A 16,956-nucleotide genomic window follows, 5' to 3' on the forward strand; every position below is an offset into this window, starting at 1 on the left:
TAATTATGGGCTCTTTTTATTTGGCAGGCAATATGCGGCCTGCATAGCAGGCCGGGGAAATTAAAATTCAGAATCAGCGTAATGACTGATATTACGTAGGGTTATTCGCCCTGGCGGCTGGATAATTCTTCAAGCAGCGTCGCAGAAGGCACAAAGAACAGACTGCCGGTAACCGGGCGGCTATAGTCAAGCAAGCGATCGTAGTTGCCTGCCGGACGGCCGACAAACATGTTTTCCAGCATCTGTTCGATCGGCGCCGGGCTGCGCGCATAACCGATAAAATAAGTCCCGAACTCCCCCATGCCGGGTTTACCGAACGGCATGTTATCGCGCAGGATTTTAATTTCTTCGCCATTCTCTTCAAGGGTGGTCAGCGAACTGTGGGAACAGGTAGGTTTCACTTCGGCATCAAGTTCGATATTGGTCATTTTTTTACGCCCGATGATACGCTCCTGCTGCTCAACGGTTAAGGCGTTCCAGCCCGCCATATCGTGCAGGTATTTTTGTACGATAACGTAGCTACCACCGGCGAAATCGGTATCTTCATCGCCGATAATGGTGAAATCTGCTGCCTCGCGCCCCTGCGGATTTTCACTGCCGTCGACGAAGCCGATCATCGCCCGACGGTCGAAATAGCGGAAGCCGTGGACTTCATCCACTACCGTCACCGCATCACCCAGTTTGTCCATCAACTGCGTCGCCAGTTCAAAGCTTAACCCCATGTCATCGGAGCGAATATGCAGTAACAGATCGCCCGGCGTGGAGACCGCCACGCGCTCGCCGCTGCCCACGCGACGGAAAGGATGCAGCTGCTGCGGCATCGGCTGGCCAAACAGCTGCGGCCAGATATCGGCGCCGAAACCGCAAATGCAGGAGATCCCTGCCTCGGCATCCGGGTGCCAACTGAACGCACGACCGCGGCAAAATCGTCACACCAATCGCGAACGCGGGCCAGATGTTCAGCGCTACGGGCAATGGTCGCCACGATGAAGATCGCCGTCCGCGGCAGGGGTAAAGTAATCGCCTGAGGTTCGTTAATTTTCATATCATCCTCTGTTATTGCCAATTAACGGCAAGATAGCGTTGGCTCCTGCAGCCAGGAGTCGAAATGGAGTTATCCAGCGTGGGCCAGCTCACTGGCGGACGCTTCGCACGGGTCAATGTGAATCATCACCTGTAGCACCTCGTGCTGGGCCAGTACATTTTCCCGCACCGCCAGGGCGATATCATGGCCCGCGCGTACCGACAATTCACCCGGCACGTCGATGTGGACATCGACAAGAATCAAGTCGCCCGCCTTACGCGTTTTTAAATCATGTAACCCCACTACGCCGTGGGTCGCAGCGATAGTATCGTGTATCGCGTTTTGGGTTTGTTCATCGACGGAACGATCCATTAAATCATGTAAGGCATCGCCAGCAAAAGTGTAACCCATTCGGGAAATCAATACCCCTACTAACAATGCCGCCACCGGATCCAGCCAGGCGACTCCCGCCAGGTTACCAACAATCCCCACCGCCACCACAACCGAAGATGCCGCATCCGAGCGCGCATGCCAGGCGTTGGCAATTAACAGTGAGGATTGAATCCGCTTCGCTACCGCCAGCATATAGCGGAACAATGTTTCTTTAGCAGCTAATGCACCGAGCGCCACCCACAGCGCGGTAATATGTACCGACTGAATAGTTTCCGGATGGAGCAGCTTATTCATCGCCGACCACAGCATGCCGACGCCGACGATCATCAGTATGGCGCCCAGCACCAGTGAGGCGCCATTTTCATAGCGCCAGTGACCGTAATGGTGATCGCTGTCGGAGGGTTTACGGCTTTTCTTATTCGCGAGCAGCACCACACCATCGGCAATTAAATCGGAGAAAGAATGAACGCCGTCGGCAATAAGTCCCTGTGATCCTGAAAGCAGACCAACAATAATTTGTCCCGTTGATAAAAATAGATTAACGACCACGCTAACCAACGTGCTTTTTCGCGCTGCGCGTGAACGCTGATGATATTTATTATCATTTTTTTGTTTTATATTTTCCATATCCCCTCCGCAATAACGCAGGGGATAATAACCTACTCGTCATCGGAGGCGTCAAATATCAATGCGACCGTTGATAATAAATTTAAAATAAATAGCCACGGTTATAAAATATAAATACGAATGATTTCGCTTTAGTCGCGCGAGTGATAGCCGATACCTTATCCGCGATGGTATGCGCGCTATTTTTATGACGTTGCCATCCGGCGCATCGCACAATGATAAGCGCCGTTGCGCACCGACGCGCGAAGCACCCGCGCCACGCCGTGAACGGCCGCTCTGGCAGTGTGGCGCTGTAACGGATTTATCGGTATCGCCAGCATCTGTTGCGCCCAGTCGGGAAGCAAATCGATTCCGGCAATCATCATCCAGCGCCCCACCGGCTGGCTTAAACGCCCGGGCAGCCGGGTGGCGAGCAACACCTGAGCGACTTCCGCGGTACGCTCATCGCAACGCAAATGCGGGCGCATATCCTGCAGATAGTCCGCCACCTGACGCGGGGTCTGCGGAATATCTTCCGCCCCGAGCCGCCGCGCGATTTCCGCCGCTTCGCGATAATATTGTTCCTGCTGCGCGGCAGTGATAATCGTGCGTTTATAGCGCAGATGAGACGCCATAAAGCTGCTGCATTCCGCGACGTGGACCCAGGTTAATAACGCCGGATCGCTGGCGCGATACGGCGTACCGTCTCTATCCACGCCGCTGATGCGTTGATGGATCCCTTGCACTTTGGCAATCAATCTCTCGGCATCGTCAGTGGCGCCAAAGGTGGTGGCAGAGATGAACTGGCTGGTGCGGCGCAGACGGCCAAAGATATCCTCGCGAAAGCGAGAATGATCCCATACCCCGGCCAGCGCCAGCGGATGCAGCATCTGTAATAACAGCGCGCTAATCCCGCCGCAGAGCATCGAGGTAAAATCGCCGTGTACCTGCCAGATAGCCGACTGCGGGCCGAATAATCCCGGCTCACCCTTCGGGTTTTCAAAATCAATCTCTTTTAACGCCATCCCGGTCAAGCCCAGGACCTGTGATTCAATCATGCCGCGTATGCTGGTCATTACGTTGCCCGTCGCTATCCATAACGAGCCCAACATACCACTATTCGCGGCAGGAGGCATTTGCCGACGGTGACTTTAAGACGCAGGCGTGCCCGCTATCGCGGACACACATCGGATTATGCGTTGAGCTGATAATCGAGGGAAATATCGGCGTTCAGTACCTGGGAAACCGGGCACCCGGCTTTGGCTTTCTGGATAATCGGCTCAAAGACCGCTTTATCGATACCCGGCAGCACAATGTTGCTCTGCAACGCGACCTGCGTGATGGCGAAGCCGCCGCCGCTTTTATCGAGTGTGACCACCGCCACAGTATCAATTGAGGTTGCCTTATAGCCCGCTTCGCTGAGCATCAATGACAACGCCATCGAGAAACAGGCGGCGTGGGCCGCGCCGATCAGCTCTTCCGGGTTGGTTCCTTTTACCCCCTCAAAGCGGGTATTAAAGCCATAAGGCTGCTGGTTGAGCGCACCGCTTTCCGTCGAGACGGTGCCTTTACCGCTTTTCAGATCCCCTTCCCAATGCGCCTGACCTTTCTTATGAATGGCCATCGTTTCACCCCTTTTGGACGTTAAAGGAGTAAGTATAGGACAGGTCTAACTCGCCTGAGCCAACTGTTGCTGAATAGCCTCAAGGAATAACGGCAGCGCGCTGGGTTGATAATCCCGCGACAAATAGATGCCATAGACGCTCAGTGATTTTGGCGTGTAACCCGGCAGCACCGGTTTTAGCGCCCCGCTATTCAGCGCGCGTTGGGCTTCCAGTTCCGGCAACATCGCGATACCGCAGCCAGCAACCGCCGCTTCCAGTAACAGCGACGAAATCCCAGCGCTCAGGTTGCCGGAAACGGCTACCGAGACCGCCTCGCCTTGCGGGTCGGTAAACTGCCAGGTCGATGTGGCGAAATGACTATAGTGCAGGCAGTTATGCTGGCTCAGTTCCTGCGGCGTATTGACCTGGCCGTGCCGTTTCAGCCAGCGCGGCGACGCGCAAAGTACCGAACGGCAGACGCCGAGGCGACGGGCGATCGCCCCTGGCTCCGGGTTGTCGGTGATCCGAATGGCGACGTCAATACGTTCGCCAATCAGGCTGACCGGGTGGTTGTTGATATCAAGTTCAAGACGAAGCTGGGGATAACGGGCGAGAAATTCCGGCAACAGCGGCGATAGCAACTGCATCGCGGTAAAGTGCGCGCAGGCGACCCGCAGCGTGCCGCTCGGCACCGCGCGTTCCGATTGCCCGGCAATCTCATCCGCCAGTTGCGTCAGGCTGCGCGTTTTCTGCAATACCTTTTCGCCAGCGCTGGTTAGGGTCAGTTTGCGCGTCGAACGGTGAATTAACCGGGTTCCGGCCCAGTGCTCCATCTGTTCCAGGTAGCGGCTCACCATCGGCCGTGACATCCCCAGCGCTCTGGCTGCCGCGCTTAAACTACCCAGTTCGCATATGCGCATATACACCTGGGCGGCGATAACTCGATCCATACTCGTATCCATCTGCACGATTTATGAAACTCAGCATCTCTTTTTTCAGGAATTTTCGCAAATCCAGATTAACGTAAAATAATCGTATTCACCTGATAGAGAGAAAACCAACATGAAATTATCCGCCCTGGCCGTTGCCGCCGCCCTGTTCAGTACCACCGCCTTTGCCGCACCGTTGACCCTGCAAACCTATAACCCGCAGGAGAACGGTATTTTCGCGGTAAACTCGACGCTGGCCTCCGGCCCGCATGAGGCCGTGCTGTTTGATGCGCAGTTCAGCGTTAAAGACGGCGAGAAGCTAGTCGAGATGATCAACAAAAGCGGTAAAAAGCTGACCCGTATCGTGATTACCTCCGGCGATCCGGATTTCTACTTTGGTCTTGAGCCGCTGGTAAAAGCCTTCCCGCAGGCCAAAATCGTCGCCACCGCCGAAGTAGTTAAACATATCGAAGAAACCCATGCCGCGAAGCTGGCTTATTGGGGCCCACAAATGAAAGACGGCGCGCCGAAACAGGTTTATGTTCCACAAGTATTGGCCGCGAATACCTTCACCATCGACGGCGAAAAAGTAACGATTCTTCAGCCACGAAACTATGCTGCGTTCGTCTGGATCCCTGCGAATAAAGCGATCCTCGGCGGCACCGGCGTCGCCTGGGGGATGCACGTGTGGACCGCCGACACCCAAAGCGCAGAGAGCCGTCAGCAGTGGCGCCAAACCCTTGATGATATGGCGACCCTGCATCCGCAGCAGGTGATCCCGGGCCACTATCTGGGAACACCGCCGGCTGGCGATAAAGCCATCGTCTTTACTCGTGACTATCTGCAAAAATTCGAGCAGACGCTGAAAGCGCATAAAGATTCCGCCAACGTTATCAAATCCATGAAGGCGCAGTATCCGGGGCTGGCAGAAGAAAGCTCGCTGGAGCTGAGCGCGAAAGTGAATACCGGCGAGATGAAATGGTGATATACCCGCGCCTGAATCAAGAACGCTCTTAATCTACCGGCGCAAGGTTGCTATTCGTCCCAAAATGGACCACGATGATCCCGTCGTATTTACAACACGCGACATTCTTAGGGTTACGTTTCGTCCGGCTTGCGTCGGGCTTGTCCTTGAAACCAGAACAGGATTAAGGAGTAAGAATGAAATCGAACCATCAGGCACGTCATCTTCTCGGTCTGAACTACAAGCTTTCCCGCCAGAAAAAAGTGGTGCTGGAAGGCGACGAAGAAACTACCGTCAACCACATCCACGCCACGGGCCGCAAACGCCGCGGTGGTTAATTTTTCAGCTGAGTGATGATAAAAACACCATCCGTTAAACAGGATGGTGTTTTTTTACAACAATCCAACGCTTCGTTACCTTCTTTGTTACCATCTGCTCTATACTCTGCCCGCTGCATTTCCTGCCAGCCCGCTCGCTTATCGCCGCGCCCGGGTCTGAAGTGAACATCAAGGAGTTAGTGCGATGCAATTCATCTATAAGAAAAACCGTTCTCTGTATATCCCCTACGCTGGCCCGGTTCTGCTTGAGTTCCCGTTACTCAACAAAGGAAGCGCCTTCAGCATGGAAGAGCGCAGCAGCTTCAACCTGCTGGGCCTGCTGCCGGAAGTTGTCGAAACCATCGAAGAACAAGCCGAACGCGCGTGGATCCAGTATCAGGGGTTTAAAACCGAGATCGATAAGCACATTTATCTGCGCAACATCCAGGACACCAACGAAACCCTGTTTTATCGCCTGATTGGCAATCATCTCGATGAGATGATGCCGGTTATCTATACCCCTACCGTCGGCGCCGCCTGCGAGCGCTTCTCAGAAATCTACCGTCGCGCGCGCGGCGTGTTCATCTCCTACCAGAATCGGCATAATCTCGACGATATCCTGCAAAACGTACCGAACCACAACGTCAAAGTGATCGTAGTGACGGACGGCGAGCGCATCCTCGGCCTCGGCGATCAGGGTATCGGCGGCATGGGCATCCCGATCGGCAAATTGTCCTTGTACACCACCTGCGGCGGTATCAGCCCGGCGTACACGCTACCGGTCGTACTGGATGTCGGCACCAACAACCAGCAGTTACTCGACGACCCGCTGTATATGGGCTGGCGTCACCCGCGCGTCACTGACGACGAGTATTATCAGTTCGTCGACGACGTTATCCAGGCGATTAAAAACCGCTGGCCGGACGTCCTGCTGCAGTTTGAAGACTTCGCGCAGAAAAACGCCATGCCGCTGCTTAACCGTTATCGCCACGAAATTTGCTCGTTTAATGACGATATTCAGGGCACTGCCGCGGTCACCGTTGGTACGCTGATCGCCGCCAGTCGCGGCGCAGGCAGCCAGCTGAGCGAACAAAAAATCGTCTTCCTCGGCGCGGGTTCCGCCGGTTGCGGTATTGCCGAACAGATCATCGCGCAGATCGTGCGTGAAGGATTAAGCGAAGAAGAAGCTCGCCAGCGCGTATTTATGGTAGACCGCTTCGGCCTGCTGACCGACGGCATGCCGAATCTGCTGTCGTTCCAGAATAAGCTGGTGCAGAAACGTGAAAATCTGCAACAGTGGGACACCACCAATGAGGCGCTTTCTCTGCTGGATGTGGTGCGTAACGTCAAGCCGAATATCTTGATCGGCGTTTCTGGCCAGCCTGGGCTGTTCACGGAAGAGATCATTCGCGAGATGCACCGGCATTGCCCGCGTCCGATCGTGATGCCGCTGTCGAACCCAACCTCCCGCGTTGAAGCCACCCCTCAGAACATCCTGACCTGGACCGATGGCGAAGCGCTGGTAGCGACCGGCAGTCCGTTCACCCCGGTTACCGTTAAGGGGAAACAGTACGCCATCGCACAGTGCAACAACTCCTATATATTCCCGGGTATCGGCCTTGGCGTCATTGCCGCAGGTGCCTCACGCGTCACCGACGAGATGCTGATGGCGGCAAGCGAAACCCTGGCCAACCATTCGCCGCTGGTGAACAACGGTGAAGGCCCGGTACTGCCGGAGCTGAAAGATATTCAGGCCGTGTCGCGCGCCATCGCTTTTGCGGTCGGTAAAGTGGCTCAGGAACAGGGCGTGGCGGTAAAAACCTCTGCCGAAGCGCTGTTGCAGGCGATCAGCGATAATTTCTGGCATCCGGAATACCGCAACTATCGCCGGACATCGATTTAATACAGCATCTATACCCTCATCACGGGTCTGCAATTCAGACCCGTTTTTTTATCCCCCGCTTTCCCGCTAATTCCATCACTGTACCTGGTCAAATGACGATTTAGCCGCTACACTGCCTGCACCCATTAACTAACTGAATAGATAAGGAGGATCCCCATGCTGTACTGTGAAATTTTCAATGTTTCACATACATTTGGCGATCGTGCCAGCTCAAGTGTTATCGATATCGTGCTGCGATAACTTTAGCTTGAGCGAAGAAGCCAACCACTAAATCCCTTCCTCGGGCTTACCGGGTTATCGTCAGCGATGTTTGACGAGGCATTTTCATGCCTGTAACTCTTGAGTAAGTTCACCATGAGCACATTATTAAGCGCACAATCTCTGCATGTTGATACGGCCTTCGGCCCACTGTTCAACGACCTCTCCTTTACCCTGAAAAAAGGCGATCGCATTGGCCTGATTGGCTATAACGGTTGCGGCAAAAGCACGCTATTGCAGGTGCTGGACGGCACCCTGACGCCAACCTCCGGCAGCGTATCACTGGCCAACCACTGTCTGATGGCGCGGGTTGAGCAGCATCTTCCTGCTGCGTTACTTCGCCAGCCGTTGTTGCAGGTCGTGCTGGAGAAGCTTCCGCTCGGCGAGCGGGAATCCCTGCGCTGGCAAGCAGAGCGGCTGCTGGCTGAAATGGGTTTTACCGGGCTGCAAAACCATCAGCAAGCCTCCACCCTCAGCGGCGGGCAACATACCCGACTGCTGCTCGCCCGCGCCCTGATTCAGCAGCCCGACCTGCTGTTGCTGGATGAACCGGGCAATCACCTTGACCTACCGACCCTGCTCTGGCTGGAAAGCTTCTTGCAAACCTGGCAGGGGAGCTTCGTCGTGGTGTCACACGATAATCTCTTATTGGATGCTGTAACTAATACCAGTTGGATTTTACGCGACAAGACTCTGCATGCGTTCTCGCTGCCCTGCAGCGCCGCCCGTCAGGCGCTGGATGAGCAGGATGAAAGCGATTCTCTGCGTCACAAGGCCGAGCAAAAAGAGATCGATCGCGTCGCCGCCAGCGCCAAACGGTTGGCCGTCTGGGGACGGGTGTACGATAACGAAGATCTGTCGCGCAAAGCCAAGCAGATGGAAAAACAGGTATCACGCCTGAAGGAGAGCCAGACGGAACTCACTGCCGGTACCCCATGGCGTCTGGAAATGCACGGCGATGCGGTTCGCGCCGATCGCCTGCTGGAAATGGAGAACCTGCCGGTACCGCCTGCGCCGGGGCTACCCGCCCTCTTCACCACCGGACTGGCGCGGCTGCAAAGCGGCGATCGGGTAGCAATTATCGGGCGCAACGGCGGCGGTAAATCCTCTCTGCTGCGCCTGCTATGGCGGCAAATGCACCAGCCGTCTCCCGATGCCGGTCTGCGTCTGCATCCGCGGTTACACCCGGGTTATTACGATCAGACGCTGTGCCAATTAGCGGATGATGCCAGTTTGCTGGAGGCGTTGGAAACGTTCGAGCCCTCGTCGGAAACACGCAAACGCGCGCTGATTTCCGCCGGATTTGGCTGGGTGCGTCACGGGCAAAAGGTCAGCTCGTTGAGCGGCGGCGAACGTTCGCGACTATTGTTTGTCGGTCTGTCGCTGGCGCGCTATAGCCTGCTGCTGCTCGATGAACCAACCAACCATCTGGATATGGACGGTAAAGAGGCGCTGGCTGCCACGCTGAGAGACTACCCCGGCGGCCTGCTGCTGGTCAGTCATGACCGCCAGCTAATCAGCCAGAGCTGCAACCGCTTCTGGCTGATTGACGAAAACGGGCTAAGCGAATGGCACGACGTTGACGAGGTGTATGTCCGTCTTCGCGGCGACGAACGCCCCGTGGATGCCATAGAGAAATCGGCAACACCATCCACTGAGGTTCACGATGACCTGTTGGAGCGATTGATCATGCTGGAGCAGCGGTTAGCAGACGATCTGGCACGTAAACCGAAACATCAGAAGCCTCAGTTGCAGGCGCAGTGGCGAAAGGAGATTGCAGACATTAATACTCAGTTGAGCTAACCGTTACATTTCGGCAAGGTCAGACCTTGCCGAAATACGGGTCTACAGGCGCCGCCGGGCGCCATTTATGACGGGTTTTTAGCTTTCCAGGCATCCCATGCAGCTTTGATTTCCTGCTTTGCCGCAGCAGCATCGTTAAAACCATCAAGTTCAACTTTCTTACGTCCGTCCGGCAGTTGTTTATACACGCGGAAGAAAGCCTGCAAACGTTCTTGCTCAATTTTCGGCAGATCGCCTACCTTTTTAATGTCGTCATAGGTCGGGTCGATTTTGCTCGCCGGTACGGCAATGATTTTGTCGTCTTTCTCTCCGCCGTCGATCATTTTCAACACCCCGATGGCGCGGAGTTTAATCAATGTCCCCGGCGCCATTGGCGCACGGGTGTAAAACACCACGTCCAACGGGTCGCCGTCACCAGCCAGAGATTGGGTTAACGAGCCATAGTTAGCCGGATAGGCGACCGGCATTGACTGAAAGCGATCGGCGATGATGAAGCCAGTTTTGGCATCAGTTTCATACTTGATGATGCCGCCTGCCGGGATTTCGGTCACCGCGTAAAACTCCTCGGGGGTATTTTCCGGCTGCGGGAACTCCAGCACGTTGTGCGCCCCAGCGGTGGTGGAAAGAAACAGCGTAGCGGCAAAAATAGTTTTTGCCAGATGCGTTTTTACCAGATGCATTGTGTCGTCACTCTATCGTTATTAGAAATGGTTCAACGCAACGGTAGACATCACGGATGAAAAATCGATGACGATTTCATGGCAATTCAATGACCTACCAAAATTGATACAACCGTATGAATTTCGAGCTAAATCAGTGGCAAATAACCACATTGCCGGCCATCTGTCTTGTCATTCACCGCGGATGTACTAATCCTTAATGGGTAATGTTTTCCCAGTTCGCCATTTCGTATCACTCACAAGGAGAAACGCATGAAAGCTGCTGTAGTCACCCATGACCACCAGATCGATGTGACCGATAGAACGCTGCGCCCGCTCGAACACGGCGAAGCGCTGCTGAAAATGGAATGTTGCGGGGTTTGCCACACTGACCTGCATGTCAAAAATGGCGATTTCGGCGATAAAACCGGCGTCATTCTTGGTCATGAAGGCATCGGTATCGTTGAAAAAGTCGGACCTGGAGTGACGTCCCTGAAACCGGGCGACCGCGCCAGCGTGGCGTGGTTCTTCGAAGGCTGCGGCCACTGCGAATATTGTAATAGCGGCAACGAAACCCTGTGTCGTACGGTAAAAAATGCCGGTTATACCGTCGATGGCGGGATGGCCGAAGAGTGCATCGTAACCGCCAATTACGCGGTCAAAGTACCGGATGGTCTGGATTCTGCTGCCGCCAGCAGCATCACCTGCGCGGGTGTCACAACTTATAAAGCCGTGAAAGTCTCGTACATTAAACCCGGCCAGTGGATCGCCATTTACGGCCTCGGCGGCCTCGGCAATCTGGCGCTGCAGTATGCCAAAAATGTCTTTAACGCCAAAGTGATCGCCGTTGACGTCAACGACGGGCAACTGGAACTGGCCGCGTCGATGGGCGCGGATCTGACCGTTAACTCGCGTAATGAAGACGCAGCGAAAATTATTCAGGAGAAAACCGGCGGCGCCCACGCGGCAGTGGTGACTGCCGTCGCCAAAGCGGCGTTTAACTCCGCCGTTGATGCGGTACGCGCCGGCGGCCGTGTCGTCGCCGTGGGTCTACCGCCGGAATCAATGAGCCTCGATATTCCGCGTCTGGTGCTCGATGGAATTGAAGTGGTGGGTTCGCTGGTCGGTACCCGCCAGGACCTGATTGAAGCCTTCCAGTTCGCCGCCGAAGGCAAAGTGGTGCCAAAAGTTACCTTGCGTCCGCTGGGCGATATCAACACCATCTTTAAGGAGATGGAACAGGGCCAGATTCGTGGCCGTATGGTTATCGACTTCCGCCGTTAACCTCCCCCCACGCCTCTCCTTTTCAGGGAGAGGCTAAACCACTGACTATTCTCGCCCAAAAGATAATCAGGCCTGTTCCACGCGGATGGCGTGTTGATGCGCCATCCGTCGCTGGTAGCGGGCGTACAGCAGTAACGCACTCATCGCCAGGAATGAAAGCGCGGCCGCAGGCAGCGCCACCGCACGCCAACCTGCGCCAAAGGTCATCATCATTCCGCCGCAGAATGCGCCGATGGCGCTGCCCAGGTTAAACGCGATTTGCCCACCCGCGGCTCCCAACATTTCGCCGCCTTTCGCGTTCTGCAGCAATAATATTTGCAAAGGCGCAGCCAGCGCAAACAACCCGGCGCAGCAAATAAACGACAGCGTCAGCGAGGCCAACGGATTGGCGCCGAACGTAAAGATCAGCAACAGCACCACGACAATCAGGCCATTAGTCATTGCCGCAATACGCAGTGGGCTGTAGCGTCCTGAGATCCTGCCGCTCAACAAATTCCCCAGCACCATCCCCAACCCAACCAACATCATAATTAACATCATTGCCGATTCGCTAAAGCCGGAGACATTCATCATGAACGGCTTGATATAGCTAAACCAGGCGAAAACCCCGGCGTTGCCGAACAGGGTGGCGGCAAAAATAAACCACGGCGCCGGTGATCTGAGAAAGTGGAATTGTTCGCTCAGCCGCGCCGTAGACGGGTCGTACAGCGTCGGGACCCAGCGTAATATCGCCAGCAACACCAACACATCGAACAGCGCGATAGCCGTAAAGGTGTAACGCCAGCTGAACTGGTGGCCAAGCCAGGTGCCGCCCGGCACGCCCAGCAGATTGGCCACGGTCATACCGGCAATCATCCCGGCCACCGCCGCCGTCACCTTTCCCGGAGGGGCGATTTTCGACAGAATAATAGCGCCGACGCCAAAATACGCGCCATGAGGAAATCCGGAGATAAGACGGCCCAGCGCCAGCATGGAATAACTGGAGGAGAAGGTAAACAGCGCATTCCCCACAACACACAGCGTCATCAGAAATAACATGACCGATTTCAGGGAGAAACGGCGGGAGAACAGCGCCATGACTGGCGCGCCGATCACGACGCCGACGGCATACCAGGAGATCATATTGCCGGCGACGGGAATAGAAAGGCCGACATCATGAGCAATCTCCGGCAACACGCCCATGATGCCAAACTCCGCCATACCGAGGCCAAAGGTACCCAGCGCTAAGGAAAAAATAGTTTTCTTCATACAGTCGGTCGCTATAAGACAGCAAAATGCTAGTGTAACCGATTTCACATCGCTATTTTATTCTTAACAAGCCACTTCACCCCATCCCCAGATAAGCATTTCTGACGTCCGGGTTATCCAGTAACGCCGCACCGGTACCACTCAAGCGAATTTCACCGTTAACCAGCACATAGGCGCGGTTGGCCAGTTTCAGCGCGTGATGGGCATTTTGCTCCACCAGCAGCAGGGTCATCCCCTGCGCAGTGAGTTCACGCAACACGGTAAAAATCTGTTTCACCACCAGCGGCGCAAGACCGAGGCTCGGTTCGTCTAACAGTAATAGCTTCGGTCTGCTCATCAGCGCGCGCGCTATCGCCAGCATCTGCTGTTCGCCGCCGGAGAGCGTCATCGCCCGTTGCGCACGGCGCTCCTCCAGGCGCGGGAACAGCTGAAACATCCGCGCCTTATCTTCATTCTGAAAGCGATTGCCGATGGGGATAGTGCCCATCAGCAGATTTTCCTCCACCGTCATATCGGGGAATATTCGCCGCCCTTCCGGCGCCTGAGCAATGCCATTAGTGGCGATAAAGTGGGTGGACTGGCGGCTGATATCATTGCCGCGATAGATAATTTTCCCGTCGCTAATGCGCGGCTGGCCGAAAATCGACATCAGCAGCGTGGATTTACCAGCGCCATTCGCGCCGATTAACGCCACGGTTTCCCCTTCATTAACATCGAGCGATACCGACTTTAGCGCCTGAATCTGACCGTAAAAGACATTAACCTCGCAAAATTGCAGCAGCGGTTGGCTCATCAGGCGATCTCCTGTTCATCGGTGCCGAGGTATGCGGCGATGACGCTCAGATTGGATTGGATCTCAGCAGGCGTGCCATGGGCGATAACATCGCCATGATCGAGAACAATCACCTGATCGGAAATCTCCATCACCATGCTCATATCATGTTCAATCAGCAATACGCTAATGCCGTGATGCTCGCGCAGAAAACGGATTATTCGGCTCAGAGCGCGAGTTTCCACCGGGTTAAGCCCCGCCGCCGGTTCATCAAGGCACAGTATTTCCGGCCCGGTGCACATCGCGCGGGCAATCTCCAGCCTTCGCTGTTGCCCATAGGAGAGCGTACCCGCCAGACGGTTGGCGCAATCGACCATCTCCACGACTTCCAGCCAGTAAAAAGCCCGTTCTAAGGCGCGGTTTTCTGCTTGCCGATAGCCGCGGGTATTGAGGATCCCCGCGATCAGATGGCGGTTAACCTGCATATGCTGGGCCACCATCAGGTTTTCAATGACCGTCATTTCGCGAAACAGGCGGATATTCTGGAACGTCCGCGCCAGCCCTGCGCGGTTTACCAGATGCGCGCCGCCGAACATTTTGTAGTACATCTGCCGCCCGAGTCTGGCGGGATGTAAGAAATCGTCGGCATGCAGTTTCTGCCCTAATACCTGAATAACATCGGTCATTCGTTGATGGGCATGGAGACGTATAGCGCCGCCGGTGGCGCGATAAAATCCGGTCAGACAATTAAAGACCGTGGTTTTCCCTGCGCCGTTTGGACCGATAAGCGCGGTTATCGATCCGCGTTCCACCGCAAGATTGACATCATTCAGCGCCTTAATACCGCCAAAACGCATCATCAGGTGCTCGACCTGTAAAATGGCATCACTCATGGCGCCACCCCTTTGCGGATTTCAACGCCCGTTCGTCCGCTACGCACCAGACCGCGCGGCCGCCAGATCATCATCAGAACCATTAAAACGCCGAACAGCAGGACGCGATACTCATCAAAACCGCGTAGCAACTCCGGCGTGACCGTCAGCACGAAGGCCGCCAGCACCACGCCCAGCGTTGATCCCATCCCCCCTAGCACCACAATAGCCAGAATTAATGCCGACTCGAAAAAGGTAAACGAGGTGGGATTGACGAACCCCTGATAGGTGGCAAAAAACACCCCGGCGATCCCCGCGGTCGATGCGCCCAACATAAAAGCCGACAGCTTCACCAGCACGTGGTTAAGCCCCATCGCCCGACAGGCGATCTCATCCTCCCGTAACGCCTCCCAGGCGCGACCGATCGGCATGCGGGTCAGGCGATGTTTAATCAACAGCACCAGCAGCACCACGATAAACAGCACGGCATAGATAAAGATAAACTTGAGATTGGGGTTGTAGCTGGTATGCAAAAACTCATGAATGGGCACGCCGCCCTCTTTCGCCCTGCGGGCAAACTCCAGACCAAATAAGGTTGGTGAGGGTACCGAAACGCCGTTAGGCCCGCCGGTGAAGCTGACCCAGTTGTTGAGCACCAGGCGAATAATCTCACCAAACCCCAGAGTGACAATAGCCAGGTAATCGCCGTGCATACGCAGGACTGGAAACCCCAGCAACGCCCCGGCCAGCGCCGCCATCACCGCCCCCAGCGGCAGCACCGCCCAGAAGCCTAAACCGAGATATTGATAGCCGAGCGCCAGTCCGTACGCGCCAATGGCGTAGAACGCGACGTAACCAAGATCCAGCAACCCGGCCAGACCGACCACGATGTTTAATCCCAGCCCCAGCAGCACGTAGATCAGACCCAGAATCGCCACGGTGAGCAGGTATTTACTCGCCAGCAACGGAAAAGCCACCGCCAGCACCACCAGCAGCGGGATGACAACACGCAGCCGACTACGATAACCGGGCGGACGCACATAGACCCCCTGGTCGTTACCGTCAAAGCGCCCGGCAAACCGCCTACCGCCGCGGGTTTGCAGCAACAGGCTTAACAGCAAGCGTCCGGCCATCACTATCGCCACCAGTACGACCACGCGCTGCGTGGAGAGCGTAAAACTGTAGCCTTTCAGCACAATGCCGACGATCGGACCAAAGACAATCAACGCGCACAGACCGGCCAACACGCTATCGATCACGCTACGCTTAATATCGATGCCGTCTAAACGAGAAACGTCCGTCATATTTCCCCCTAGACCTTAGCCACGACGGGACGGCCCAACAGCCCCTGCGGACGGAAAATAAGGATCGCCACCAGTAAGGCGAAGGAGAAGACATCTTTGTAATCCGAGTTCACCAACCCGGCGAATTGCGCCTCAGCAACGCCCAGCAGCAGGCCGCCGAGCATCGCGCCCGGAAGCGAGCCAATGCCGCCCAGCACCGCGGCAGTAAATGCCTTAATACCAATAATAAAACCGATGTAGAAATCAAAGGTGCCGTAGTTCATGGTGACCAGAACGCCGGCAAGCCCAGCCATCGCCGCGCCAATCATAAACACCATCGAGATCACCCGGTCAGTGTTGATCCCGAGGATAGCCGCCATCCGCCGGTCCTGTTGCGTCGCGCGGCACACCCGCCCCAACTGGGTGTGATTGATTACCCAGCTCAGTACTATCATGCCGACCAATGCGGCCAGCAGGATAAAGATTTTGGTCCAGGTGATTTGCACCACGCCATCGCCGACCGTAATACGCAGCACGCCATGCATCAACGTGGGGATCCCCTGCTGGTTGGGCCCCTGGCTCAGTTGCACGTAGTTTTGCAAGATAAGCGACATGCCGATCGCCGAAATCAGCGGTGCCAGACGGGTCGAGTTACGCAACGGCCGGTATGCAATGCGTTCGATAGCCCAACCGTATACCCCGGTGACGATAATAGTGAACACCAGCGTGCCGAAAATCAGTAGCGGAAAGGAGTGGATACCGAAGTAAGCCAGCAGCGCCAGCCCGATGGCGCACAGGTAAGCGGAGATCATATACACCTCGCCATGGGCGAAGTTAATCATGCCGATAATGCCATACACCATGGTGTAGCCAATGGCGATCAATCCGTAGACCGCGCCGAGCGTTAAGCCATTGATCAGTTGTTGCAGAAAAAATGCCGCCATAAGAACCATCCTGCCAGTCAAGGTGCAGCAGGCGGTGATGTTTTACCGTCTGCTGCCTGTGGTGGTACGACGCCCCTCTGATGAGAGCGTTAT

Annotated in this window: 16 protein-coding genes; 5 read left to right on the forward strand and 11 right to left on the reverse strand. The window is 55.5% G+C overall.

What is annotated here, in order from left to right; all coding sequences use genetic code 11:
- Positions 1-101: 101 nt before the first annotated feature.
- The 5 genes from PYR66_12185 to PYR66_12205 form a co-directional block, all read right to left on the reverse strand.
- Entirely contained in the window at positions 102-848 is a 747-nt protein-coding gene (locus tag PYR66_12185) for a Dyp-type peroxidase (GenBank protein ID WEF30436.1), read from the reverse strand.
- A gap of 266 nt (positions 849-1,114) precedes the next feature.
- Positions 1,115-2,044 carry a cation diffusion facilitator family transporter gene (locus PYR66_12190; protein WEF26116.1) on the reverse strand — a complete coding sequence of 310 codons (930 nt, stop codon included), beginning with the start codon at positions 2,042-2,044 and terminating at the stop codon, positions 1,115-1,117.
- A gap of 185 nt (positions 2,045-2,229) precedes the next feature.
- On the reverse strand, positions 2,230-3,099 hold the full coding sequence (locus PYR66_12195) for an oxygenase MpaB family protein (protein WEF26117.1): 870 nt from the start codon (positions 3,097-3,099) through the stop codon (positions 2,230-2,232).
- 116 nt (positions 3,100-3,215) lie between these two features.
- Positions 3,216-3,647, reverse strand: a complete 432-nt coding sequence (locus PYR66_12200) for an OsmC family protein (GenBank protein WEF26118.1) — start codon at positions 3,645-3,647, stop codon at positions 3,216-3,218.
- Between the two features lie 45 nt (positions 3,648-3,692).
- Positions 3,693-4,577 (reverse strand): LysR family transcriptional regulator, encoded by an 885-nt coding sequence (locus tag PYR66_12205; protein WEF26119.1) that lies wholly within the window; start codon positions 4,575-4,577, stop codon positions 3,693-3,695.
- A 112-nt stretch (positions 4,578-4,689) separates the two neighbouring features.
- Between PYR66_12205 and PYR66_12210 the strand changes: the two genes are divergently transcribed.
- The 4 genes from PYR66_12210 to PYR66_12225 all read left to right on the forward strand — a co-directional run bounded on the left by PYR66_12210 (position 4,690) and on the right by PYR66_12225 (position 9,801).
- Positions 4,690-5,541: a Vmh family MBL fold metallo-hydrolase gene (locus tag PYR66_12210; GenBank protein ID WEF26120.1), complete on the forward strand. Its 852-nt coding sequence runs from the start codon at positions 4,690-4,692 to the stop codon at positions 5,539-5,541.
- A 176-nt stretch (positions 5,542-5,717) separates the two neighbouring features.
- On the forward strand, positions 5,718-5,858 hold the full coding sequence (gene sra / locus PYR66_12215) for a stationary-phase-induced ribosome-associated protein (GenBank protein ID WEF26121.1): 141 nt from the start codon (positions 5,718-5,720) through the stop codon (positions 5,856-5,858).
- Between the two features lie 184 nt (positions 5,859-6,042).
- Complete coding sequence (locus PYR66_12220; protein ID WEF26122.1) at positions 6,043-7,740, forward strand: NAD-dependent malic enzyme; 1,698 nt, start codon at positions 6,043-6,045, stop codon at positions 7,738-7,740.
- Between the two features lie 354 nt (positions 7,741-8,094).
- Positions 8,095-9,801: an ABC-F family ATP-binding cassette domain-containing protein gene (locus tag PYR66_12225; GenBank protein WEF26123.1), complete on the forward strand. Its 1,707-nt coding sequence runs from the start codon at positions 8,095-8,097 to the stop codon at positions 9,799-9,801.
- 65 nt (positions 9,802-9,866) lie between these two features.
- Here PYR66_12225 and PYR66_12230 read toward each other — a convergent pair whose 3' ends face one another.
- Positions 9,867-10,481, reverse strand: coding sequence for an inorganic diphosphatase (locus PYR66_12230; GenBank protein ID WEF26124.1), 615 nt, complete (start codon positions 10,479-10,481; stop codon positions 9,867-9,869).
- 252 nt (positions 10,482-10,733) lie between these two features.
- Between PYR66_12230 and adhP the strand changes: the two genes are divergently transcribed.
- Positions 10,734-11,744 (forward strand): alcohol dehydrogenase AdhP, encoded by a 1,011-nt coding sequence (gene adhP / locus PYR66_12235; GenBank protein WEF26125.1) that lies wholly within the window; start codon positions 10,734-10,736, stop codon positions 11,742-11,744.
- A gap of 66 nt (positions 11,745-11,810) precedes the next feature.
- Here the strand turns inward: adhP and araJ are convergent, their stop codons facing one another.
- The 5 genes from araJ to PYR66_12260 form a co-directional block, all read right to left on the reverse strand.
- Positions 11,811-12,992 carry an MFS transporter AraJ gene (gene araJ / locus PYR66_12240; GenBank protein ID WEF26126.1) on the reverse strand — a complete coding sequence of 394 codons (1,182 nt, stop codon included), beginning with the start codon at positions 12,990-12,992 and terminating at the stop codon, positions 11,811-11,813.
- A gap of 76 nt (positions 12,993-13,068) precedes the next feature.
- Positions 13,069-13,785 carry an ABC transporter ATP-binding protein gene (locus PYR66_12245; GenBank protein WEF26127.1) on the reverse strand — a complete coding sequence of 239 codons (717 nt, stop codon included), beginning with the start codon at positions 13,783-13,785 and terminating at the stop codon, positions 13,069-13,071.
- Positions 13,785-14,657: an ATP-binding cassette domain-containing protein gene (locus PYR66_12250; GenBank protein WEF26128.1), complete on the reverse strand. Its 873-nt coding sequence runs from the start codon at positions 14,655-14,657 to the stop codon at positions 13,785-13,787. Before PYR66_12250 ends, PYR66_12245 begins: the two co-directional genes overlap by 1 nt.
- Positions 14,654-15,940: a high-affinity branched-chain amino acid ABC transporter permease LivM gene (gene livM / locus PYR66_12255; protein ID WEF26129.1), complete on the reverse strand. Its 1,287-nt coding sequence runs from the start codon at positions 15,938-15,940 to the stop codon at positions 14,654-14,656. Before livM ends, PYR66_12250 begins: the two co-directional genes overlap by 4 nt.
- An 8-nt stretch (positions 15,941-15,948) precedes the next feature.
- Positions 15,949-16,863, reverse strand: a complete 915-nt coding sequence (locus tag PYR66_12260; protein ID WEF26130.1) for a branched-chain amino acid ABC transporter permease LivH — start codon at positions 16,861-16,863, stop codon at positions 15,949-15,951.
- Between the last annotated feature and the right edge of the window lie 93 nt (positions 16,864-16,956).

The organism is Klebsiella aerogenes (assembly GCA_029027985.1).
In the GTDB taxonomy this organism is placed as follows: Bacteria; Pseudomonadota; Gammaproteobacteria; order Enterobacterales; family Enterobacteriaceae; genus Klebsiella; species Klebsiella aerogenes_A.

Excerpts from the sequence above, each read along its gene's own strand:
- adhP (WEF26125.1), top strand. The coding sequence starts at position 10,734 with ATGAAAGCTGCTGTAGTCACCCATGACCACCAGATCGATGTGACCGAT.
- PYR66_12195 (WEF26117.1), bottom strand. The coding sequence starts at position 3,099 with ATGACCAGCATACGCGGCATGATTGAATCACAGGTCCTGGGCTTGACC.
- PYR66_12245 (WEF26127.1), bottom strand. The coding sequence starts at position 13,785 with ATGAGCCAACCGCTGCTGCAATTTTGCGAGGTTAATGTCTTTTACGGT.
- PYR66_12250 (WEF26128.1), bottom strand. The coding sequence starts at position 14,657 with ATGAGTGATGCCATTTTACAGGTCGAGCACCTGATGATGCGTTTTGGC.
- PYR66_12260 (WEF26130.1), bottom strand. The coding sequence starts at position 16,863 with ATGGCGGCATTTTTTCTGCAACAACTGATCAATGGCTTAACGCTCGGC.
- PYR66_12190 (WEF26116.1), bottom strand. The coding sequence starts at position 2,044 with ATGGAAAATATAAAACAAAAAAATGATAATAAATATCATCAGCGTTCA.
- PYR66_12200 (WEF26118.1), bottom strand. The coding sequence starts at position 3,647 with ATGGCCATTCATAAGAAAGGTCAGGCGCATTGGGAAGGGGATCTGAAA.
- PYR66_12210 (WEF26120.1), top strand. The coding sequence starts at position 4,690 with ATGAAATTATCCGCCCTGGCCGTTGCCGCCGCCCTGTTCAGTACCACC.
- PYR66_12225 (WEF26123.1), top strand. The coding sequence starts at position 8,095 with ATGAGCACATTATTAAGCGCACAATCTCTGCATGTTGATACGGCCTTC.
- PYR66_12230 (WEF26124.1), bottom strand. The coding sequence starts at position 10,481 with ATGCATCTGGTAAAAACGCATCTGGCAAAAACTATTTTTGCCGCTACG.
- PYR66_12220 (WEF26122.1), top strand. The coding sequence starts at position 6,043 with ATGCAATTCATCTATAAGAAAAACCGTTCTCTGTATATCCCCTACGCT.
- sra (WEF26121.1), top strand. The coding sequence starts at position 5,718 with ATGAAATCGAACCATCAGGCACGTCATCTTCTCGGTCTGAACTACAAG.
- livM (WEF26129.1), bottom strand. The coding sequence starts at position 15,940 with ATGACGGACGTTTCTCGTTTAGACGGCATCGATATTAAGCGTAGCGTG.
- araJ (WEF26126.1), bottom strand. The coding sequence starts at position 12,992 with ATGAAGAAAACTATTTTTTCCTTAGCGCTGGGTACCTTTGGCCTCGGT.
- PYR66_12205 (WEF26119.1), bottom strand. The coding sequence starts at position 4,577 with ATGGATCGAGTTATCGCCGCCCAGGTGTATATGCGCATATGCGAACTG.